Origin of the sequence: Nocardia sp. NPDC050710, assembly GCF_040654375.1 — a bacterium.
Classification (GTDB): domain Bacteria; phylum Actinomycetota; class Actinomycetes; order Mycobacteriales; family Mycobacteriaceae; genus Nocardia.
In genome coordinates, this window is record NZ_JBFAHV010000031.1 from 41737 (window position 1) to 62228 (window position 20492).

The 20492-nt window shown below is 66.5% G+C and carries 24 protein-coding genes; 13 read left to right on the forward strand and 11 right to left on the reverse strand.

Features of this window, described 5'->3' with window-relative positions; genetic code table 11:
* The first annotated feature begins 13 nt into the window (after positions 1 to 13).
* On the forward strand, positions 14 to 280 hold the full coding sequence (locus AB0H61_RS34790) for a hypothetical protein (RefSeq protein WP_357312016.1): 267 nt from the start codon (positions 14 to 16) through the stop codon (positions 278 to 280).
* Positions 281 to 382: 102 nt separating this feature from the next.
* On the opposite strand, the gene AB0H61_RS34795 is transcribed toward AB0H61_RS34790, so the two are convergent.
* Positions 383 to 610: a LuxR C-terminal-related transcriptional regulator gene (locus AB0H61_RS34795; RefSeq protein WP_357312114.1), complete on the reverse strand. Its 228-nt coding sequence runs from the start codon at positions 608 to 610 to the stop codon at positions 383 to 385.
* Between AB0H61_RS34795 and AB0H61_RS34800 the strand changes: the two genes are divergently transcribed.
* The gene (locus AB0H61_RS34800; RefSeq protein ID WP_357312120.1) at positions 527 to 862 is read left to right on the forward strand and encodes a hypothetical protein; all 336 of its coding nucleotides are present in this window, start codon (positions 527 to 529) and stop codon (positions 860 to 862) included. The two genes, AB0H61_RS34795 and AB0H61_RS34800, sit on opposite strands and share 84 nt — an antisense overlap.
* A 106-nt stretch (positions 863 to 968) precedes the next feature.
* On the opposite strand, the gene AB0H61_RS34805 is transcribed toward AB0H61_RS34800, so the two are convergent.
* The 3 genes from AB0H61_RS34805 to AB0H61_RS34815 all read right to left on the reverse strand — a co-directional run bounded on the left by AB0H61_RS34805 (position 969) and on the right by AB0H61_RS34815 (position 3009).
* Positions 969 to 1136, reverse strand: a complete 168-nt coding sequence (locus AB0H61_RS34805) for a hypothetical protein (RefSeq protein ID WP_357312018.1) — start codon at positions 1134 to 1136, stop codon at positions 969 to 971.
* Between the two features lie 241 nt (positions 1137 to 1377).
* Positions 1378 to 2256: a lysophospholipase gene (locus tag AB0H61_RS34810; protein ID WP_357312019.1), complete on the reverse strand. Its 879-nt coding sequence runs from the start codon at positions 2254 to 2256 to the stop codon at positions 1378 to 1380.
* A gap of 66 nt (positions 2257 to 2322) precedes the next feature.
* Positions 2323 to 3009, reverse strand: a complete 687-nt coding sequence (locus tag AB0H61_RS34815) for a helix-turn-helix transcriptional regulator (RefSeq protein ID WP_357312021.1) — start codon at positions 3007 to 3009, stop codon at positions 2323 to 2325.
* A gap of 541 nt (positions 3010 to 3550) precedes the next feature.
* Between AB0H61_RS34815 and AB0H61_RS34820 the strand changes: the two genes are divergently transcribed.
* Positions 3551 to 3967, forward strand: coding sequence for a hypothetical protein (locus tag AB0H61_RS34820; RefSeq protein WP_357312022.1), 417 nt, complete (start codon positions 3551 to 3553; stop codon positions 3965 to 3967).
* Between the two features lie 494 nt (positions 3968 to 4461).
* Here the strand turns inward: AB0H61_RS34820 and AB0H61_RS34825 are convergent, their stop codons facing one another.
* Both AB0H61_RS34825 and AB0H61_RS34830 read right to left on the reverse strand, forming a co-directional pair.
* Positions 4462 to 4701: a hypothetical protein gene (locus tag AB0H61_RS34825; protein ID WP_357312024.1), complete on the reverse strand. Its 240-nt coding sequence runs from the start codon at positions 4699 to 4701 to the stop codon at positions 4462 to 4464.
* 515 nt (positions 4702 to 5216) lie between these two features.
* Positions 5217 to 5498, reverse strand: coding sequence for a pentapeptide repeat-containing protein (locus AB0H61_RS34830; protein ID WP_357312025.1), 282 nt, complete (start codon positions 5496 to 5498; stop codon positions 5217 to 5219).
* A gap of 170 nt (positions 5499 to 5668) precedes the next feature.
* On the opposite strand from AB0H61_RS34830, the gene AB0H61_RS34835 reads away from it, so the two are divergent.
* The 7 genes from AB0H61_RS34835 (at position 5669) to AB0H61_RS34865 (ending at position 11496) form a co-directional block, all read left to right on the forward strand.
* A complete protein-coding gene (locus AB0H61_RS34835; RefSeq protein WP_357312026.1) occupies positions 5669 to 5974 on the forward strand; it encodes a hypothetical protein in 306 nt (101 codons plus the stop codon).
* A 25-nt stretch (positions 5975 to 5999) separates the two neighbouring features.
* On the forward strand, positions 6000 to 6335 hold the full coding sequence (locus AB0H61_RS34840) for a YnfA family protein (protein ID WP_357312027.1): 336 nt from the start codon (positions 6000 to 6002) through the stop codon (positions 6333 to 6335).
* 169 nt (positions 6336 to 6504) lie between these two features.
* Positions 6505 to 6936: a nitroreductase/quinone reductase family protein gene (locus tag AB0H61_RS34845; protein ID WP_357312029.1), complete on the forward strand. Its 432-nt coding sequence runs from the start codon at positions 6505 to 6507 to the stop codon at positions 6934 to 6936.
* A 357-nt stretch (positions 6937 to 7293) separates the two neighbouring features.
* Positions 7294 to 8778, forward strand: a complete 1485-nt coding sequence (locus AB0H61_RS34850; protein WP_357312030.1) for a glyceraldehyde-3-phosphate dehydrogenase — start codon at positions 7294 to 7296, stop codon at positions 8776 to 8778.
* A 291-nt stretch (positions 8779 to 9069) separates the two neighbouring features.
* Positions 9070 to 9486, forward strand: a complete 417-nt coding sequence (locus AB0H61_RS34855; protein ID WP_357312031.1) for a hypothetical protein — start codon at positions 9070 to 9072, stop codon at positions 9484 to 9486.
* The gene (locus tag AB0H61_RS34860; RefSeq protein WP_357312034.1) at positions 9483 to 9680 is read left to right on the forward strand and encodes a DUF6186 family protein; all 198 of its coding nucleotides are present in this window, start codon (positions 9483 to 9485) and stop codon (positions 9678 to 9680) included. The genes AB0H61_RS34855 and AB0H61_RS34860 overlap by 4 nt, the downstream gene beginning before the upstream one ends.
* A 307-nt stretch (positions 9681 to 9987) precedes the next feature.
* Positions 9988 to 11496: a S1 RNA-binding domain-containing protein gene (locus AB0H61_RS34865; RefSeq protein ID WP_357312036.1), complete on the forward strand. Its 1509-nt coding sequence runs from the start codon at positions 9988 to 9990 to the stop codon at positions 11494 to 11496.
* A 55-nt stretch (positions 11497 to 11551) separates the two neighbouring features.
* On the opposite strand, the gene AB0H61_RS34870 is transcribed toward AB0H61_RS34865, so the two are convergent.
* Positions 11552 to 12088 (reverse strand): DUF3145 domain-containing protein, encoded by a 537-nt coding sequence (locus AB0H61_RS34870; RefSeq protein ID WP_357312039.1) that lies wholly within the window; start codon positions 12086 to 12088, stop codon positions 11552 to 11554.
* 95 nt (positions 12089 to 12183) lie between these two features.
* Entirely contained in the window at positions 12184 to 13014 is an 831-nt protein-coding gene (locus tag AB0H61_RS34875; protein ID WP_357312041.1) for a serine hydrolase domain-containing protein, read from the reverse strand.
* A gap of 154 nt (positions 13015 to 13168) precedes the next feature.
* Between AB0H61_RS34875 and AB0H61_RS34880 the strand changes: the two genes are divergently transcribed.
* Both AB0H61_RS34880 and AB0H61_RS34885 read left to right on the forward strand, forming a co-directional pair.
* Positions 13169 to 14362: a serine hydrolase domain-containing protein gene (locus AB0H61_RS34880; RefSeq protein WP_357312044.1), complete on the forward strand. Its 1194-nt coding sequence runs from the start codon at positions 13169 to 13171 to the stop codon at positions 14360 to 14362.
* 223 nt (positions 14363 to 14585) lie between these two features.
* Positions 14586 to 14936, forward strand: coding sequence for a DUF1801 domain-containing protein (locus AB0H61_RS34885; protein WP_357312046.1), 351 nt, complete (start codon positions 14586 to 14588; stop codon positions 14934 to 14936).
* Here the strand turns inward: AB0H61_RS34885 and AB0H61_RS34890 are convergent, their stop codons facing one another.
* The 3 genes from AB0H61_RS34890 to AB0H61_RS34900 form a co-directional block, all read right to left on the reverse strand.
* Entirely contained in the window at positions 14937 to 16067 is a 1131-nt protein-coding gene (locus AB0H61_RS34890; protein ID WP_357312048.1) for an NDMA-dependent alcohol dehydrogenase, read from the reverse strand.
* Positions 16068 to 16201: 134 nt separating this feature from the next.
* Positions 16202 to 16786: a DinB family protein gene (locus AB0H61_RS34895; protein ID WP_357312050.1), complete on the reverse strand. Its 585-nt coding sequence runs from the start codon at positions 16784 to 16786 to the stop codon at positions 16202 to 16204.
* 101 nt (positions 16787 to 16887) lie between these two features.
* Positions 16888 to 17952 (reverse strand): phosphotransferase family protein, encoded by a 1065-nt coding sequence (locus AB0H61_RS34900; RefSeq protein ID WP_357312052.1) that lies wholly within the window; start codon positions 17950 to 17952, stop codon positions 16888 to 16890.
* Between the two features lie 80 nt (positions 17953 to 18032).
* Between AB0H61_RS34900 and pabB the strand changes: the two genes are divergently transcribed.
* The gene (gene pabB, locus AB0H61_RS34905; protein WP_357312055.1) at positions 18033 to 20492 is read left to right on the forward strand and encodes an aminodeoxychorismate synthase component I; all 2460 of its coding nucleotides are present in this window, start codon (positions 18033 to 18035) and stop codon (positions 20490 to 20492) included.

Sequence of the window (20492 nt, forward strand, 5' to 3'; positions counted from 1 at the left end):
ATGGGTCCGATACATGGCCGAAGTGATCATCCCGTTCCAGGTATCGAAGGGAGTCTCGGTCACCGCCACGTTCATCACCGACGACGACCCCGACGGATACGTGTGGATCCGCCGGTTCGACGACGAGGCGCAGCGCATCGCGCTGAATGTCGCCGTGTATGACAGCGAACGCTGGACCAGCCAACTCGGCCCTCAATGCGAACAGTTCCTCCTACCCGAGCAAGCGACGCTGACCAGGGTGATCCCGGTCGGCGACGCCGGGCTGACCGGCCCGAACTAGCCGCGGGTGCGTGCCGCCCCGAACTGACCACTGAGCCGCAACCCGTGATGGAGGCGAGCGCCTGACCACCGAGAACCGCTGGGGCGCGGGCCTTATCGGGGGTCAGAGCACGGATTCGGCCGCGGTCGCGCCTCTGGGGCGGCTACTCCAGCCGCACTTATCGGCTCTCACGCGTCTGGTGTCATATGCCCACATCGCGATCTCGACGCGGTTGCGGGCGCCGAGCTTGGTCATCAACGATGCGACATGGGTCTTGACCGTGCTCAGGCCGACGAAGAGCTCGGTGGCGATCTCGGCGTTGGTCCGGCCCCGGGCCACCAGCGCGAGCACCTCCTCCTCGCGCTCGGTAAGCGGGTCGATGGGCTGGACCGGTACCACCGGCGCCTGGTCGGCGAAGGTCGCCAGCAGTCGGCGGGCGACGTTGGGGTCCCCGTCACGGCATTCAACGCGCTGGGAGAGTCCTGGCTGTACTTCTACGGCCTCGGCATCGTACTGGAAGTGATCCTTCTCGCCCTCATCCTGCGGTACGCCTGGACCTGGCCCCGCACCTTCGGCGACCGTGGCGACCAGCCCGGACCGTGAAACCATTCGCGCCCAGCAGCAAGCGTGAACCCAAGAGTCCCCGTTTGTTCGGAGCCATCTGCCTCGGTGCCGCGGTGTGGGCCTATCCTGCGATCTGTGTCCACTTCTACGAGGGCACCACTGCCATCCAGGTGCCGCGCCGTCGCGGTGCCAGATCCTGGTTTTCGCCAACGCGTTCGGTCACCGTCTCCGCGATGCGCTGGTCCCCGACAAGCCTCCGGACGCGTGCGTCGAGGTCGTGGCGTTGGTTCACCACGAGCGTCAATTCGGTCAACTCAGGTCAGCTTCGCCCCGTATGCACCAAACTGACGCAACGAATCGACTGCCGCTCTGTTGCAATGGCTTTCGCAACTTCATGCACATCAGGAGCATGGCATGTGGCGAGATCGGCAAGACTATCCGGACCATAGTCGGCGATTGGGAGTCAACCTGCCTCGCCGACCTGCGTCTTTCGGTCGGAAGCCCTAGCCACAAACGTATCCTGACACTCTCGGGGACTCAGACTCCTGCCGCCGCTACTTCTCATCGGGGGCCTCCTTGGTGTCGGACTTCTCGCCGCGAAGCGTCCGGTCGATCCATGCGATGACCTCGGCCAGGATGACCGGCCCCTCGGGTTCATCCTCCAACCCGTGGTAAACGCCCGGACAGGTCCTCAGTGTCGCCGATGGCACGAGGTCGACCACCCGGCGGCTAGCGGAGACCGGATTGATCAGATCGACGTCTCCGTGAACCACGAGCAGTGGTACGGCGACTCGGGTGGCAGCCGATGCCACGCGATCCATCTGCGCCAGGACGTCGCTCGCGAAGCGTGCGGTCGCTCGCCCATGGACCAAGGGATCGGCGTACCGTTCGGCGACGACGTCGGGGTCGCGATTGACACGCTCGAAGCGCAGCCCGTTCGGCAATGTCAAGGTGGCGAACGTTCGGCCGAGGCTCCTGACCACGGCCAACTTGAGCCGCTGGTTCCGCAGCTCCGAGTCGAAAGCGGGTCCGGTCACCACCACCGCGGCCACGTCCGTCCCCGGCCGGTCCGCTGCGTAGAGGAACGCGTAGAGCCCGCCCAGGCTGTGCCCGTACAGCACGACCGGTGCGCCGCCCGTTCGCTCACGCTCGTGTGCGATGAGATGGTCCACGGCCTGCGCCGTCGACTGGTATCGGACGTCGCCGCGGCGTCCTTCGGATCGCCCGAATCCTTCGTAGTCCATGGCAGTCACGGAGAAACCAGCTGCGGTGAACAACCGAGCCGTGCTGTCGTAGCGGGCGGCGTGCTCGCCGAGACCGTGCATGATGACGACACTGGCCCGCGGAGGCCCGCTCGGGACCCAGTGAAGTGAGCTGAGTCGGGGGCCGCCGCCGTCCGGTGTGAAGGAGTCGAAGATGGGTGATTTGGTCACGAGCAGTTCCTTTCTGGTCTGCTCGAGCTTCGCCGCTTCCCCTGTGTCCAGGATTGGACCAACCTGCTAGATCGGCAGGATTTCCCAACGGATCGTGTTGAACGCGGTTGGAGGGCCGCCGAAGGTTCGGCGACACGTCCTCGTGAGGTGGGAGCTGTCGGTGAACCCCGCCAGGTGAGCCGCATCGGTGAGCGACCGGCCCTGCGCGACCGCTGCGGTCGCCCGGAGCAGCCGGAGCCATCTGACGTACGCCCGGAAGGTGATTCCGAGGTCCTGGGCGAAGAGATGGGACAGCCGGCTCTCCGACAGATGAACGGTCGCGGCGAGGTCGCGAAGCCGGATGGGTCGTGAGTCCAGCTCGGACTGAAGGCGGGTGCGCGCGGCGGCGACTCCCGGATGAAGGGGGTGCGAGGTGTTTCCGGGGGAGCGCAGGCGCCCTTCCACGTACGCGCTGTGACCCTTTGTCAGGGTCTGTCCTGCGTGATGCCAGGCGCGAGCGTGGGACGGATCGTCGACCAGCTCGATCAGCTCGGCACCCAGGGAAGACTGGGGCTCGACGTGCGCCACGACGCCCCAGGCGCCGGCGGCGCTGAACGCGTGCGGCTGATCGGCGGGAACGATCGCCGCGTTCGTACGTAGCTGACGGCCCTGGAGATCCTCGATGACGAACGTCCCCTGGTGGGCGACGGCCACCTGCACGGAGTGGTGAGAATGTCCCGGCAGACTTCCCAGCGGACCCTCGATCTCGAGCACACCGGGACGCAAGCGCCCTATGCCAGACCACCGCGAGATCAATGGTTGTTGCTCGTCCGACGCGTGCATCGGCTGCAATATACGCGGCACGGGAGCGCTGCGACACCGCCGCGAAACGGCGGCCCCCTGAATCGTCACCGCAGATGGCCATTCGTCAAGATGGATGGCCATCTGGTCGGGATGGATGACGGGTCCGGCAGCAAAGCGACCCACTACCCCGCAGAACGCCCCTCGCTCGAATTGAGTTCGGGGCGTCCGTGATCGGGTAATCGGCCTCGCACAGCCCTGATGCAAGCTTTAGTGTTAGGCGCCTGGCTTCGGCTTCCTGAACCTCCTCGCCCGCGCCCCGTTCACCGACACGTCCGTCCGCTGTCGAGAAACGCCGCCGACGCCCCTCTGTTCGCGTGGCCATCGAAACTGTCGACCTGATGTCTTGTAACAACTCCCGAGTACTTCTCGACAGTGATCATGAGAGTAATCAGTTGCGTGACAACACGTTTGACGAATCAACACAGCCACAACACAGAACGACGGAGACATCATGACCGCCTTTCTCATCACCCTTCGCAAAGCGGTCGTTGCCATGGCAGCGATCGCGGCGGCGTTCTTCGTCGTCACCGCCGGCGCGGGCGCGGCGAACGCCAGCGGGGTCTACGCCGAGATCAAGTTCGCGCCCGGCACCGACCACGGCACCGTGGATGGCTACATCAACCGTGGATACAGCGACATCTGGACACTCGAGGCCCGTGCGGGGCAACAGATGACCATCGAGATCATCTCGCACTACACCTCCGCGTCCGGCACCGCCCTCGTCGCGCTCACCGCGCCCAACGGCCAGCTGTACCCCACCGATACCACCGTGAGCCAGTTCCGGCTTCCGGCCACGGGCAGGTACCACCTGACCATCACGTCGGCGCAGAATGACGCCTCGTACACGATGAACGTCCGAATAGTCTGAGCCTTGCGGTAGCACGACGACGAGAAACTGCGTCGAGGCCCGAGCCCCTCGACGCAGACGACCCGCGGTCACGGATCTTCCGGTCGGAAGCTTCCACCACTCCGCAATCTCACAGTCCAGGTGTAGCCGCCGGCATCCTGGTGCCGGGCGCCTCTCCCTGTGACATTGGCCGAATGGGCCGACAAGCCCGGCTGGAGCGCGGAATCCGTACGCAACCAATGGGTTCCGCGCGCAGACTTCCCCGCACCCAAGCAAACCCAGCCCCGCACCGGATCGGGCCCGCGGTCCGAGCAACACGACGAAGACGAACTCGACGAGTTCCTCGCCACCTGGAACCGCGAGCACCAACCACGAGCCCTCACCGTCGACGGCGACCCGACCTGGGCAAACTCCGCTAAGCGTGACTTTTCACGTCGCTGGACCCCACGTGCCGCATCGAATGCGCGAAAGCGCGGACTCCGGGAGTCCGCGCTTTCGCCTCACCTGGCCGACGCTCAGCGGCAAGCCGGGTTCGGGTGCGGCTGCGTGCTGCCCCACGGACCACACATCAGCAGCTTGAGCAGGCCCAGCGGGAAGTCGATGGCCGCGGAGCCGGTGCCCGAGGAACCGGAATCGGCGACCGGTGCGGCCTGCGGCGCCACCGGAGCCGGGGCCGCCATCGCGGGCGCGGCACCCGCGCCCAGGATGACCACGGACGCGACGGCGACAACGAATTTTGTTGCGAGATGGTTCATTTCATCCTCCATGTGATGGTCCACACGGAAGATCGGTAATCAGAAACGTTTGTTACTACGGGATCTGGCAGCGGCTGACCCTCGGATGGTCCGTCACGCTTTGGCGGGCGCATCGTCCGCTTATGGGTGACGACATGCCATGACCTGTAGTTGGTGCGGCGTCCGGTTGCCGGGCGAACGGGCGGGGGTGCGCCGCTACTGTCGGCCCGCGCACCACGCTGCCACCGAGAGCGCCAGTGCCGCAAAGAGTTCGACGATACTCGTCGCGGTAGGCGCGGTCTCGAGATCGGTGCGGTAGCGGAGGCTGCACTTGGAAGCGTGGCTGACACAGCGTGCCGCCAACAGGATGGGGGCGCCGTAGCACCTGCTGGTTTCGTCGCCGAACGCTGAGCCATGCCTCCATCTCGGCACCTGCGGAGGGGCTGACGAACAGGTTTCCGAACACTCAGTCCGCCGGTCCGCCGACGGCGCCCGGGTTACGTTCGGGCGTTCGGTAAACGGTCGTTTCCCGAACACTAGGGCTCGGTGATCAACCCCAGCGCTGATTGATCAGTGATCCACGGGTGCACTGGCGGCAGGTTCGCACCGTCCAGATTCGCACCGTCCAGATTCGCACCGTTCAGGTTGGCGCCGGTCAGGTTCGTGTCGGTCAGGTTCGCGCTGATCAGGTTCGTGTCGGTCAGGTTGGCGCCGGTCAGGTTCGCGCCACGGAGGTTCGCGCCGGTCAGGTCCGCACCGGTCAGGTTCGCGCCGGATAGATCCGCGTCGGATTGAATCTTCGGGCTCTCGGCAACCACAGCAGGGCGTGCTTCGGTGTCTCCAGCCTGGGGGGCTTTCACTGCACGCGATCAGGTCGTCGCATCCGGCCGCCAGCGCGGCGCGCAGGGTGTCGCGCACTGCGGTCAGTTCTGCTGCCCGGTCCCCTTCACCGACGGACACGGCAGCGTCGCCGGTGCGGGAGGCGACTGTGGCTGCTGAACCCACCACCACGTCGCGGCGCTGGTGGGCGCCGATCGGGCTGGGCGCGGCCGTCTGCCTCGGCTGCTGCCTGGCCCCGATCCTGATCGCGACCGGTGTCCTCGGCGGCGGGATCACCCTGCTGAGCGTGTCGTGGCTGGAACCGCTCGGCTTCGCCCTGCTCGCCATCGGAGCCGCCGGACTGATCTGGTCACGCACCCGCACCCACCGCACCGGATGCACCAGCGCGACCGGCTCCGCGACCGCCTGCACAAGCACAGGATGTGGCTGCACCGCCGGCGCCACGGCACCGTGAACGCCATTTCGTAGGCTCAGCAGCCATGACCGTCCTGCGTTCGATCCTGCTGTTCGTCCTGGCCGCCGTCGCCGAGATCGGCGGCGCCTGGCTGGTATGGCAAGGGGTGCGCGAGTACCGCGGCTGGGCGTGGATCGGCGCCGGGGTCATCGCGCTGGGGCTCTACGGATTCGTCGCCACCCTGCAACCCGACGCCCACTTCGGGCGCATCCTCGCCGCCTACGGTGGCGTCTTCGTCGCGGGCTCGCTGGCCTGGGGTATGGCTCTGGACGGATTCCGGCCCGACCGCTGGGATATCACCGGCGCCCTCATCTGCCTGATCGGCGTCGCCGTCATCATGTACGCCCCACGCACCGCCTGACTTCGGCGATCAGGGATGCGGTCGCGCTGGACCCCTTCGACGACCTCACGACGCGGAGGACCGGCATTCATAAAGCCTCGGCCGCCGCGATCGAGGTCGAAACGCTGGTCGAAATATCCTGCGATACCAAGCCTTTCACGCGGTCGCGGGCCAGTGTAGATTCCGCAGCATGCCCAGTGATACCCAGCTGAAGATCCAGAACGCCATTCACCGTGCCCTGCTCAAGGTGAGCGGCGGGAAGCTGGGCAAAACCATCGTGGGGATGCCGGCCCTCGAGCTCACCACGATCGGTCGCAAGACCGGCGAGCCGCGAAGTGTCATGCTGACCGCACCGGTTATCGACGGCGAGACGATCGTGATCGTGGCCTCGCGCGGCGGCGATCCCACCCACCCCGCGTGGTTTCTGAATCTGCGTGACAATCCTGATGTCGAGGTATCGCTGCAGAGTGGACCGCGGCGACGAATGGCGGCCCATGTGGCAACCGCGGAAGAACGCGCGGCATTGTGGCCCCGGGTCGTCGCGGCGTACAAGGGCTACGCCGGCTATCAACGCAAGACCACCCGTGAGATCCCGCTGGTGCTGCTGACGCCGGGTCTGTGAAATGCCATACACTCCGGACACCCCCTTCTGAGCCGCGTACCCGTTCGATCTGGCGCGCTGTACACATCAGCGGTCGTAGGTTCGATCCCCTCTGCGCCCACTTTTGACATTGCTGGTCAGCACGGATTTCGTGGGGCAAGCCTCGGGTTTCGACCGGTTTCTTGGGGCACATGCGGGCCTCGTCGAGTAATTGCCGAGTGTCCGGTTGCCGACCGCCGAAGGGCGGAGGCGGAGAGCTTCGGGAATGCTCGACGCGCCCGCGACTCGACCTCACAAGGGGGTAGCGGGGCCTTGTGATCGCGAGACCCTGGTTAGCATCGGGGGTCGTACAGATCGAGGAAACCCCGAGGACGTGTGTTGACTAACGACCATCTTGACCGCTGGAACGCTCACGAGGCTTCCGCGGAGGCGATGATTCCGATCATTGGAAGGCTGTATCGCGAGAAGGGTGTGACCATCCTGCTGCACAGCCGGTCGCTGGTGAACAAATCGGTGATCAGCATCCTGCGGACGCATCGCTTCGCGCGGCAGATCGAGGGTGAGGAACTGTCGATCGAGGAGACCCTGCCGTTCCTCGAGGTGCTCAGCGAGTTGGATCTGGGGCCGTGCAAAATCGATCTGGGCCGGTTGGTGATGGCCTATCGCACCGACGATCGCGGGCTGTCGGTCCCCGAGTTCACCGCCGCGGTACTGGCCGACGTCACCGACGGCAACAAGGCCGAGCCGCAGGGCCCCCGTGACGTGGTGCTGTACGGCTTCGGCCGTATCGGTCGTCTGGTCACTCGTCTGCTCATCGAGAAGACCGGGTCCGGCAATGGGCTGAACCTGCGCGCCGTGGTGGTGCGCAAGGGCGGCGAGGGTGATCTGGCCAAGCGTGCGTCGCTGCTGCGGCGGGATTCCGTACACGGCCAGTTCAACGGAACGATCAAGGTCGACACCGACAACAACACGATCATCGCCAACGGCAATGTCATCAAGTTCATCTACAGCGATGATCCGACGACGATCGACTACACCGAGTTCGGGATCAACGAGGCGATCCTGATCGACAACACCGGTAAGTGGCGTGACCGTCAGGGCCTGTCGCAGCACCTGCGTCCCGGCATCGCGAAGGTCCTGCTCACCGCGCCCGGCAAGGGCGACGTTCCGAATATCGTGCACGGCGTCAACCACCGCAGGCTGGATCTGTCCGAGCAGATCGTCTCGTGCGCCTCGTGTACGACCAACGCGATCGTTCCGCCGCTCAAGGCGATGGATGACGAGTACGGCATCGTCCGCGGTCACGTGGAGACGGTGCACTCGTTCACCAATGACCAGAACCTGCTGGACAACTTCCACAAGGCCGACCGTCGTGGTCGCTCCGCGCCGTTCAACCTCGTACTCACCGAAACCGGAGCAGCCTCCGCGGTCGCGAAGGCGATGCCGGACTTCAAGGCCAAGATCACCGGCAACTCGATTCGCGTTCCCACCCCGGATGTCTCGGTCGCGATCCTGAACCTGCAACTCGAGCGGGAGGTCACGAAGAGCGAAGTGCTCGAGTACCTGCGTCAGGTGTCGCTGGCCGGACCGTTGAGCCGCAACCTCGACTACACCGCGGCCACCGACGTGGTTTCGAGCGATTTCATCGGATCCCGCGCGGCGTCGATCGTCGACGCCAATGCCACCATCGTCGATGGCGACACCGCGATTCTGTATCTCTGGTACGACAACGAATTCGGCTATTCGTGCCAGGTAGTGCGTACGGTGCAGTACATCTCGGGCATCGAGTATCCGACGTACCCGCAGGTGGGCGCGCGGGATCGCGCCGATGACCTTCCGACGCTGGCAACAGCCGACGCATAGTTCGCACAGCCGAAACCTGGTCGGCCATCGCGGCTTCCACGACGCGTTCGTGGTCGAGCGAATGATCGCCTCCGTCGCGGAGTGGGCCCACTGATCAGAACCAGGCCGATCAGGTCGCGGCCGTCGGGTGGTGAGCCACCGTTCACCACCCGATCCCGATCTTGCGCAGCTAGACGGGGGCGGAGTCGAATACGACGCGGGCGAGGCTCAACGCCGGGCGCGGGGGCTTCGCCGCTGTGTCGACGACCAGAAATCCGAGTCCGGTCGTCCGGAAAAACATATTCTGCGAGTGTGGCGAATGAACCGGCACGCTCGGCAAAGCCATTCCGACGGCGCGTGGCGCCGTTGGCCGTCATCGCCGTGCTGGCGGCGGCTGGAACCGCCACCCGGCCGTTCAGTTGGCCGGCGACCGCGTTGGTGGTGTTGCCCGCGGCTGTGGTTCTGATGCTGGCCTTCCGCGTGCCGACCGAGCAGACGCCATCGACAGCCCGGCTGCGGCGCGGTGTTGCCGTCTGGTCGACGTTGCTGGTCGCGGGGATGACGTGGGAGGCGTACGCATTTGCTCGGCAACCGGATTGGACCCGGCCGAGCGACGAACACCCGACATTCTCGACGCTGCTGGATCCGGCGCTCGAGCAGTGGCCTCCGCTGCGATTCGCCGGATGGTTCATATGGCTGGGTGTCGGCTGGTGGCTGGTGTCGAAGTGAGCGAACGTTGGATTATCGCCGGGTTCGCGCTGGTGCTGGTGGCCACGCTCGTCGCCGTCGCGGTCACCCAGCTACGCCGGGATCTGGTCGCGCCAGTGGGGGAAACGTTCGCGTACCTCACCCGCACTCGGGCGGCGAAGATTGCCGCTGTGCTCATATGGGCATGGCTCGGCTGGCACTTTCTCGCGCGGTAGGGCCCACCGCGTGGAACACATGGTCCGCCCGGGAACGTGTCGCGGTGCATAGACTTGCCCATGCGGACAGTCGCCGTACCCCCTGCGCCACAAAGGAATATCGAGGTCGATCCTGACATGACCGAGCTCCGCACCGATTTCGTGGAAAACGGCATCGTCCACCGTTGGACCGGGCACTCGGACGAGCCTCGCCGGTCCGGTGCATACGCCGTCGCCGGACTGTTCCGTGTCGGGCACCGCTGCGGCGACAGTGTTCCGGAACGCCGCCGGGGAGTGACACCCGGGTCACTCGCCGAGGGACAGTGACGTGCTGCCCTACGTCTACCGGATCACCAAGTACGACCCCGCCGACCGTGACGAGCACGGCGCCTACACCGGTACGGAGGGCGCGGTCAGCGACCACGGGGCTGTCGAAGCCGCGTACCTCGCGGCGGTCGCCCTCTTCGCCGAGGAAACCGGCGTCCGACATCTGTCCATCCGCGAACCTCAGGTCACGCCCGGCTTCATGCATTTCGGCCTGGAGCCCGCCATCGACCGGCACGGCTTGGCCGAACTCTTCCCGAGCGATCTGGCCGGATTCCACGACGGAGCCGAAGTTCCGATCGGGGTCGGCGTGGAATTGGTAAGAGTCATGCTCCGCGATGGCAGTGTCTGGTGCCGCCTCGAGGTCGAGGACACCTTCGCGGTGCATGTCGGCTGGGATCAGTATCTCTATGTGGGCAGCCGCCGGGCATGCGCGGAGGCGGTCGACCGTACCCGCGCCCTCGGGCTGTTCCCGGAGCGCCTGGATACCTCTCCCTACGACATCGCCCACGACGGCACCGACGTACAGCGGCCGGCCGACGACGACTTCTGGGCCCACTTGCGTTGGGCTGTCGACACGAACAGTGCGGGGCTGCTGGAGGAACACTTTGTCGGAAACGCCTCGCGCTGGCACCGCCTCACCCGCGACACTGTCGACGAGGTGCGTTCGCGGCTCGCGCCGCGCGCCCTGCTGACGGTCTGGCCGGATCTGTCCGCCGACGTGACCGCCGCCTTGGCCGCGCTCCACGACGAGGACACCGTCGAGATCGTGTGGGAAGACGAGGACGGCCGAATCACCAGCGTGATCGCCGACGACACGCGGTTCGCGGCGCTTGCCGAGGGGATCTCGCGAGCGCGTGCCGCCGCGGTCCTGCCGCTGGCCGTCGATGAGCGCAATCCGTTGTTCACGGCGGTCCTGCCCGACGGCGACGGCATCGTCCGCGCCCGGTGGCGGACCGAACCGACTCGCGGCGACCGGGACTGGGCCTACCTGAAGACCCTGCACCGCGGGCAGATCGTGACCGGCACGGTGATCGAAATCGGCCCTTTCGGAGTCACTTTCGTGGATATCGGCGGCTTCATCGCGATGATCAACATTCCGGAACTGTCCTGGCGACGCATCGACCGTCCCGCCGATATCGTCACGGTCGGGCAGCAGATCACCGCCGAGATCCTCGGCATCGATATGGTGCGAGAACGGGTGTCGTTGTCGCTCAGGGCCACACAGGACGACCCGCTGACCGGGTTCGTGCGACAGATCGGCCGGATTGTCACCGGACCCGTCACCCGAATCGTGCCGTTCGGCGCTTTCGTCCGTATCGAGGACCGAGCGGACGGCTTCGAGGGTCTCGTGCATACCACCGAGCTGACCGAACCGTCGGTGAACCGGCCCGATGACGCCGTCCACATCGGCGACATCCTCACGGTGAAGATCACCGACGTCGATATCCGACGACGCCGAATCACCCTGTCGCGCATCAGGTCAGCGACACGCGACTCCCACTCGACCTGATGCTGCGGGCGGAATATCCGGGCCCTTGTGTTCCCCTCGATGGGAACGCAGACATTCACCCCACATCACGGCGAAGCCAGGTGACCTCGGCCCCGATGGGATCCACTCCGCAGCGATATAGCTCGAGGTCTTCATCCCACGGCGTCCCCAGCGCGCGGTCGATCTCCGCGGCCAGATCGTAGGCGGTGTATTTGCCGAGTTCCCGGGAGGCTTGTAGGAGGGCGCGCAGGCGCATTTCGCCGAGGGTGATGTCGCCGCTGGCGGAGGTGGAACCGTGCCAGAGGCCGAGGCCGGGTACGAAGCTGTAGCGTTCGCCGTCGACGCCGTCGCTGGGGTCCTCGGTGACCTCGAAGCGCAGCACCGGCCAGGACCGCAAGGCTTGGGCAATGCGGGCGGCGGTGCCGACGGGGCCGATCCAGTCAACGGTTGCGCGCAGTTGGCCGTCGGCGGGTTGGGTGGTCCAGCGCAGCTTGGCCGGGGCACCGAGGGCCGAGGTGAGTGCCCATTCCACGTGCGGGCACAGCGCGGCGGGCGACGAGTGGATCCACACCACACCCGCCGTCGCGTCCGCGAACTGACTCGATGCGCGCACCACTAACACCTCCAGCTTCGACGAGGGACGTCTTCCCCAACGACCCGTCCAGCTGGCGTTGCCTGAGTGTACTGGAGTGCCCGATGTTACGTGTGTTACTTCGCGAGGGTGTTGCCTTCGCGTGTCACCTCGGCAATAACCCCGTCGCTCAGTACCGGCCATGCGGCCCGGGCCCAGTCGCCGAAATTCTCGTCCGCGAGCGCGAGACACGCCACCCCAATTTCGGGATCCACCCACAGAAATGTGCCGGATTGACCGAAGTGGCCATATGCGCGAGGAGAATTCGCGCCACCGGTCCAGTGCGGCGACTTGCCGTCCCGGACTTCGAAGCCCAGCCCCCAGTCGTTCGGGCGCTGCGACCCGTATCCGGGCAGCACCCCGTTGAGACCCGGGAATTGCACCGAGGTGGCCTCGGCATGCGTCGACGGCGAGAGCAACCGCGGATTCAGCAACTCCGACGCGAACCGAGTTAGATCACCGACGGTGGACCGGCAGGCGTGCCCGGCCGGACCGGCGAGCACCGAGGCGGTCATCCCGAGCGGCACGAACACCGCGTCGCGCAGGTACTCGTCGAATGCGATCCCGGTCTGCTCGGTGACGAGCTGCGCGAGTATCTCGAACCCGGCGCTGGAGTAGATCCGCTTCGTCCCCGGCTTCGCCAATATGTCGGTGGTGTCGAAGGCGATGCCGGAGGTGTGCGCGAGCAGATGCCGCACGGTCGCGCCGGGCGGCCCCGCGGGCTGTTCGAACTCGATCGCACCCTCTTCCACGGCGACCAGCACCGCGTAGGCAACCAGCGGTTTGGTCACCGAGGCGAGCGGAAAGACGCGTTCGGTGTCGCCCTCGGTCGCCACGCCGTCCGGGGTGATCACCCCCGCCGCGGCATGCCGGACCGGCCAGTCCCTGATCTGTTCGAGTGAACGCACCCAGCGAGCGTACGAGACAATCGGGGGGCTCGACCGAGGTGACCGCCCCCAACGGACTTTTTCCTGTTCTCCGTACCGGGAAGCCACGGCTCGTACGGACCTGATCCGGACAGACCGATCCACCTACCGGTACCGCCGGTACCATCGACGCACCATGAGTGCACAGCCCACAATCCACGGCGAGGTGGCCGACGGCTTCGGCCCCGTCGCCGACGCCTTCCGGCGCAATTTCTCCCAGCACGGCGAAATCGGCGCCGCCGTGGCCGTTTACGCGGGCGACCGCCCGGTGGTCGACCTGTGGGCGGGGCACCGCGATCGGCGCCGCACCGAGCCGTGGGAGCGCGACACCATCGTTCCGGTCTTCTCCTCGACCAAGGGCATGGCGGCCTTCGTGATCGCGGCGGCGGTATCGAAGGGTCTGCTGGACTACGCGGAGCCGGTCGCGAAGTACTGGCCGGAATTCGCGGCGCAGGGCAAGAGCGCGATCACGGTCCGCCAGCTGATCGACCACCAGGCGGGCCTGTCCGGTCTGGACACCGTGGTGAAGCTACCTCAGATCGCCGATCTCGATGGTCTCGCAACAATTCTCGCGGCCCAGAAGCCCGCATGGAAGCCGGGCACCCGCCACGGCTACCACGCCATCACCCTCGGCTTGTACCAAGGTGAACTGATGCGCCGGGTCGATCCCCGGCACCGCACCCTCGGCCGCATCTTCGCCGAGGACATCGCCGAGCCGTTGGAATCGGATTTCTTCATCGGCCTGCCCGCCGACGAGCCGATGGAGCGGATCGCCACCCTGTCCGCGACCCAGGGGCTGGATATCCTGCGCTACGAACGCGATATCCCGCTGCGCATCGGCGCCGAAATCTACGCCAAGCGCGGGCATGCCTATGCGGCGCTGACCAACCCGCGCTGCGGTGCCCCGGCGCGAGCATCCCGGCGCGAATTCCTCGAGGTCGAACTCCCCGCCTCGAACGGCGTCGGCAATGCCCGCGCCCTGGCCAAGACCTACGGCGCCGCCGCGGGTCGCACCGGCGCGCTTCCCATCGATGACGCGATCCTCGACCGCCTCGCGGCCGCCGAGACCGCCGACGACGTCCCCGCCGATGACCTGGTGCTGCACACCAAGAGCCGCTACCACCTCGGCTTCCGCAAGTCGCGCGGCTCATTCCGCTTCGGCTCGGACAAGCGCGCCTACGGCACCACCGGTCTCGGCGGCTCCTTCGGATTCGCCGACCCCGCAACCGGTCTCGGCTTCGGCTATTCGATGAACCGCCTCGGCATGGCCGTTTTGGACGACGTCCGCAGCCGCAACCTGCGCGAGGCGCTGCTGCGCTGCACCATCTGAGAGCCCCGGAAACACCACGCCCGGCCGCTGCGCGAGGCCGAGTCCCGCGACAGTCCGTCGCCCTGACGAGCGCCGGGAGCCGTCGACCACCAACGGGTCCCGACGCTCGCGGGGGCGGCGGCCCGCTGCTCCCGAGTCCATCACGTGGACCTGCGTACACTGACCACGCTCGACTTTTCGCCGGATCCATCCCAGGCAACCGATCGCGGAATCGAGGTATCCCGTGGCAGCGCATCCAGCGACCATCGACGCGTATATCGCCGGTTTCCCCGAGAATGTGCGGACCGTCCTGGACGACATCCGCCGCACCCTGCACCGGACCCTGCCCGACGCCGAAGAGGTGATCAGTTACGACATCCCGACGCTGAAGCTGAACGGCCGCAATGTCGTTCATTTCGCGGGATGGAAGGAGCATGTCAGCCTCTACCCGATCCCGGACGGCGACGAAACCTTCGAGGCCGCGATCGAGCCGTACCGGGCGGGTAAGGGCACGCTGAAGTTCCGGCTGGGCAAGCCGGTGCCGTACGACCTGATCGCCCAGGTCGCGACCCGGCTCGCCGCGCGGGCCGGGTGATTACCAGTCGGCTTCGGTGTACCGGATGACGCCGCGAATATTCTTGCCGTCCAGCATGTCCTGGTAGCCCTGGTTGATCTCCTCCAGCGAGTAGCTGCGGGTGACCATGTCATCCAGGTTGAGCTGGCCGGACTTGTACAGCGAGAGCAGGCGAGGCGCGTCCTGGCGGGCGTTGCCGCCACCGAAGATGCAGCCCTTGACCGTCTTCTGCAGCATGGACAGCAGGAAGCTGTTCATCTTGACGTCGCCCTCATCCATACGACCCATCGAGGTGACGACCAGGGTGCCCGCCTTGCCGGTGAGGATCAGGCCTTCCTCGATGTACTCGCCGTGCATCTCACCCATGGTGAGAATGACCTTCTCCGCCATCCGGCCCTCGGTGACGTCGATGAGCGGCATGATCGCTTCGGCCATGGACGGGTAGGTGTGGGTGGCGCCGAACTTCTGCGCCTGCTCCCGCTTCCACGGGTTGGGGTCGATGGCAACGACTTTGGAGGCGCCGGAGAGCACCGCGCCCTGCAGCGCGCTCATGCCGACACCGCCGATGCCGACGATGACCGCGGTCTCCCCCGGCTTGACCTGCGCGACGTGGGTGGAGGAACCGAAGCCGGTCGGCACGCCACAGCCGACCAGGCAGGCGACCTCGAAGGGGACGCTCGGGTCGATCTTGACGACCGAGGTGTGGTGCACCGTCATATACGGCGCGAAGGTGCCGAGCAGGCACATCGGGATGACGTTCTGGCCCCGCGCCTGGATGCGGTAGGTGCCGTCGCTGATCGCCTGGCCGAGCAGCAGGCCCGCGCCGAGGTCGCACAGCGCCATATTGCCGCTCACACACGCCGGACAGCGACCGCAGGCCGGGATGAACGACAGGATCACGTGGTCACCGACCTGAAGGTCGGCGGGGCAATTCGGCCCGAGCTTGGTGATCACGCCCGCACCCTCGTGGCCGCCCATGACGGGGAAGGCAGGCATCGGTGTCGCACCGGTGACGATGTGGTGGTCCGAGTGGCACATGCCGGCGGTTTCCATCCGGATCTGCACCTCGCCGGCGACGGGGTCGCCGACCTCGATCTCCTCCACCGACCACGGCTCGTCGATCCCCCACAGGATCGCGCCCTTCGTCTTCATTCCTGTCGACCCTCTCGCATGCACGTGCTTATATGTGACTGCACCCACAGTACGAGAAAAATGGAACGCGTTCTAGTCCCGGGTTGAAAATTCAGCGACAGATAGTCCACTCAACCCCGAACACGTTCTAGAACTCATCCGCGGACATCGTGCACGTGATGGATCACGTCGTGCACGAAGTAGCGCGCGAGGGATTCCACGGTGAAGACGGAGCCGTCGCTGCGCCGCACCCGGAACCCGCGATCGGCGGCGGGCACGGATTCGATGGCCTGCGCGACGATCTCGGCGGCCGCGTCCAATTCGGCGGCGACCGTCGCTGGATCCTGCTCGGCGTAGCGGTCGGCGACCGCCGTCTCATCCTGATCCCAGTTGGAGAAGGTGGGGACACCGTCCGGAGCGTCGGCCGCGTCGATGCCACGGGGGTCGAATGCGGGCACCCGCGGGTCCACCGCCTCGGTGCGCGCAGCTACCGCGGTCCGGTAGGCGAAGATTCGGCATACATCGCGCACATGCGCTGCGTACTCCAGGGGCGACCAGGTGGCGTCGTCCGGACGCGCGACCGCACCGGGACGCGCCAGGGTCGCGGACAGCCTGGCGGCGTATTCCCGCGCCAGTGCGGGCACGGCCGCATACGGTGTGCGGGTCGCGTCGAAATCGCATTCGGGACAGGACTCTTCGAGGACCCAGGTCCAGTTCTTCACATCGGGAACGATCGGCATGCGCCAACCTTACGGTTGGCTGAATATACTCAGCCATACATATTCAGCCAACGCTCCGCAAAATCCCGACACACCCACCAGGTGGGCAATGTGCGCCCGGATCACTCCATCAAGCGGCGCGCCCTCTCGAACAACTCGAGTGTGATCGCGTGCAGGAAGTCACCGACCTCTTTGGGCGCTTTACCCGCGAAGGCGCGCGCATACGTGCCCTCCAGCACGATGCCGAGCTTGAAGCAGGCCAGCACGGTGTACCAGGGGACGACGCTCAGATCGCGATCGGAGAAGGTGCCGTAGTGCGCGACCATCTCCTCCGGCGTCGGCAGGCCGCCAACCGAACCCAGCTTGCCGACCAGTGCCGCCCCGGCGGTGCCCGGTTCGGGCCGGGTGGCGATCTGCCAGCCCAGATCCAGCAGCGGGTCGCCGATGGTGGACATCTCCCAGTCCACCATCGCCGCGACCTCGGGGCCGTCAAAGGAGAACATCATGTTGGCCAGGTGACAGTCACCGTGCAGGATGCCGGGCGTCCACTGCGCGGGCCGGTTGCGGTCCAGCCACTCACCGACCTGCCGCACGCCTGGAATCTCCGGCCCCGGATAACCCTCATTGGCCGAGTAGGACTCCAGTTCGCCGAGCCAGCGCGGCACCTGGCGCTCCAGGAAGCCCTCCGGCTTGCCGTAATCCGAGAGGCCGAGCGCCCGGTAGTCGAGCGCGCCGAGCCGGGCGATGGCCTCCACCGCGGACAGACCCATCCGCCGCCGGATCTCCGGGTCGCCCGCGTGCAGTTCGGGCAGTTCGTTCTGCGGGTTGAATCCGGTGATCGGCTCCATCAGGTAGAACACCACACCCATCACCGATTCGTCGGTGCAGGCGGCGATCACCCGGGGCGACCGCACATCGGTACCGTCCAGCGCGCCGAGTAGCCGGGCCTCGCGACGGATGACGTCATTACTCTTGGCGCGCAGATGCTTCGGGCCGCGCCGCAGCACATAGTCCCGGCCGCCCCTGGCGAAGCGCAGCATGATGTTCTGGGTGCCGCCTCCGAGCGGAGTCACCCCTTCGAATTCACCGGCGGGCAAGCCCTGCTCATCCATCCACTGACCCACGACCGCGAAATCCACGACCTCGCGATCCACTTCCACCGGCTGCGCAACAGACATGTCACACATTCTGCACGACCCGTCGGGTAGAACTGAAGGCACCTGACGACAGTTAGCTCGAACCGGTCAGGCGTAGGGTTTTGCACACCATGCGCACGTTGCTCATCGACAACTACGACTCGTTCACCTACAACCTGTATCAGCTGATCAGCGAGGTGAACGGGGTGGAACCGACGGTCGTGCGCAATGACGAGGTCGAGACCGTCGCGCAACTGGGCCTGGCGCACTTCGACAATATCGTCGTCTCCCCGGGACCCGGCCGTCCCGATATCGCCCGGGACGTGGGCATCTCCGCGGCCGTCATCGCGCTGGCCGACCTTCCGCTGCTCGGCGTATGCCTCGGACACCAGGGCATCGTGGTGGGCGCGGGTGGCGTAGTCGGGCCCGCTCCGGTCGCCCGTCACGGCTACCTCGACCACATCGCCCACGACAACCGCGAACTGTTCGCGGGTCTGCCGCCGGACTTCACCGCCGTCCGCTACCACTCGCTCTGTGCCGAACGGCCGTTGCCCGATGCGCTGGAGATCACCGCGACCACCCCGGACGGCGTGATCATGGGTGTGCGGCACCGCGAGAGACCGCAGTGGGGCGTGCAGTTCCACCCGGAATCCATCGCCAGCGAATACGGGGCTACCCTGCTGCGCAACTTCGCGGAGCTGACCGCGGAGATCGGACGTCGACGCAGACCCGGCTCGCCCGCGAATCCCGCCGGTGAACCACCCGTTTCCTCGCACGGCGGTTCCGCTGCCGCCCCGCCCGTGCCGCGGTCCACGCACGCACCCGCGCCCACCTCGGAACGGTCCGTTCTCACCCTGGAACAACCCGCCGGGCAGGCATTACCGCTGCGGACCGGCGTGGGCCCGGTCGAGTCGGCGAGCGCATCCGAACATATTCGGCGCGGGGTGGCGCGAACGGCGTCACCGCAGACGATGCGGGTTACCGAACTCGCACCTTCCGGCACTGTGCATCAGGGCGATGAATCGGACACCGCGGCAACACTATTCGCAACTGCTCACGGAGATTCACCATTGGCGACCGGGCCCGGCTCGGTGCGCACCTCGCGGCGGTGGCCACCCGAGGACGACCCCGCGACCGAAAATGCCCATCGGCTGGCCGAATCGGGGCGCCCCTGGCAGCTGCGGCATCGGCTCATCGAGCGAGCGATCGATACCGAAGCCGCGTTCGTGCGGCTGTACGGCGCTTCGCCCACGGCGTTCTGGCTGGACAGCGAGCATGTGGAGCCCGGTCTGGACCGGTTCTCGTTCCTGGGCGACGCGAGTGGACCGCTCGCGGAGGTGGTGCGGTACCGGGTCGGATCCGGCGAGGTCATCGTCGAGACCGCCGAGGGCGAGCGCCGCACCGTCGACGGCGACATACTGCACTACCTGGCGGGCGAGCTGCGCCGACGCGAGGCCGAAATCCCCGAACTTCCCTTCGATTTCGCCTGTGGTTACGTCGGCTATCTCGGCTACGAGGTGAAGGCGGATTGTGGCGCCGCGGCCGCGCATCGCGCCACGACACCGGACGCGCAGTGGATCTTCGCCGATCGGCTCGTCGTGGTGGACCACGTCACCGGACGTACCTACCTGCTGGCGCTCACCGATCCCGCGCCGGAAACCGCACGCGCCGCCGAGGATTGGCTGCGTGACACGCACGAGGTACTGGAATCCCTTCCCACGTGGGCGAATCCGCCGATCTTGCAGGTGCCCTCGGATACCGCCGCGGTCGCCGGACTACTCACCCGCGGTCACGAACGCTACCTCGCCGATATCGCGGTGTGCCTGGACAAACTGCACGCGGGAGAATCCTACGAAATCTGCCTCACCGACGGCCTGACCGTCCCCGCCACCGAATCCGACGGTCTCGATTTCTACCGCACCCTGCGCCGCTGCAATCCCGCGCCGTACGCGGCGTACCTGCGCTTCGACGATCTCGAAATCGCCTGTTCCTCACCGGAACGCTTTCTCAAGGTGGATCGCGCCCGCACGGTGGAGAGCAAGCCGATCAAGGGCACCGCGCCGCGCGGCGCCACCCCGGCCGAGGACGAGCGGCTGCGCCGGGAACTGGCCGACAGCCCCAAGACCCGGGCCGAGAACCTGATGATCGTCGACCTACTCCGCAACGACCTGGGACGGGTCTGCCAGATCGGCAGCGTGCACGTGCCGAATCTGATGGCCACCGAAACCTATACGACACTGCACCAGTTGGTCTCCACGGTGCGCGGGACGTTGCGCCCGGATGTCGACGTGATCGACTGCCTGCGCGCGTGCTTTCCGGGCGGGTCGATGACCGGAGCACCCAAGCTGCGCACCATGGAGATCATCGACGAACTCGAAACCGAAGCGCGCGGAGTCTATTCGGGCACCATCGGCTTCCTCGGCCTCGGCGGCACCGCCGACCTCAATATCGTCATCCGCACCGCCGTCCGCCACGACGGCCACTGGCGCATCGGCGCGGGTGGGGCCATCGTGCTGGATTCGGATGCCGAGGAGGAGTACCGCGAGGTGCTGCTCAAGGCCGCGGCGACCTATCGGGCGATCGATCGCTGA

Excerpts from the sequence above, each read along its gene's own strand:
- AB0H61_RS34790 (WP_357312016.1), top strand. The coding sequence starts at position 14 with ATGGCCGAAGTGATCATCCCGTTCCAGGTATCGAAGGGAGTCTCGGTC.
- AB0H61_RS34800 (WP_357312120.1), top strand. The coding sequence starts at position 527 with ATGGGTCTTGACCGTGCTCAGGCCGACGAAGAGCTCGGTGGCGATCTC.
- AB0H61_RS34820 (WP_357312022.1), top strand. The coding sequence starts at position 3,551 with ATGACCGCCTTTCTCATCACCCTTCGCAAAGCGGTCGTTGCCATGGCA.
- AB0H61_RS34825 (WP_357312024.1), bottom strand. The coding sequence starts at position 4,701 with ATGAACCATCTCGCAACAAAATTCGTTGTCGCCGTCGCGTCCGTGGTC.
- AB0H61_RS34840 (WP_357312027.1), top strand. The coding sequence starts at position 6,000 with ATGACCGTCCTGCGTTCGATCCTGCTGTTCGTCCTGGCCGCCGTCGCC.
- AB0H61_RS34845 (WP_357312029.1), top strand. The coding sequence starts at position 6,505 with ATGCCCAGTGATACCCAGCTGAAGATCCAGAACGCCATTCACCGTGCC.
- AB0H61_RS34880 (WP_357312044.1), top strand. The coding sequence starts at position 13,169 with ATGAGTGCACAGCCCACAATCCACGGCGAGGTGGCCGACGGCTTCGGC.
- AB0H61_RS34890 (WP_357312048.1), bottom strand. The coding sequence starts at position 16,067 with ATGAAGACGAAGGGCGCGATCCTGTGGGGGATCGACGAGCCGTGGTCG.
- AB0H61_RS34895 (WP_357312050.1), bottom strand. The coding sequence starts at position 16,786 with ATGCCGATCGTTCCCGATGTGAAGAACTGGACCTGGGTCCTCGAAGAG.
- AB0H61_RS34900 (WP_357312052.1), bottom strand. The coding sequence starts at position 17,952 with ATGTGTGACATGTCTGTTGCGCAGCCGGTGGAAGTGGATCGCGAGGTC.
- pabB (WP_357312055.1), top strand. The coding sequence starts at position 18,033 with ATGCGCACGTTGCTCATCGACAACTACGACTCGTTCACCTACAACCTG.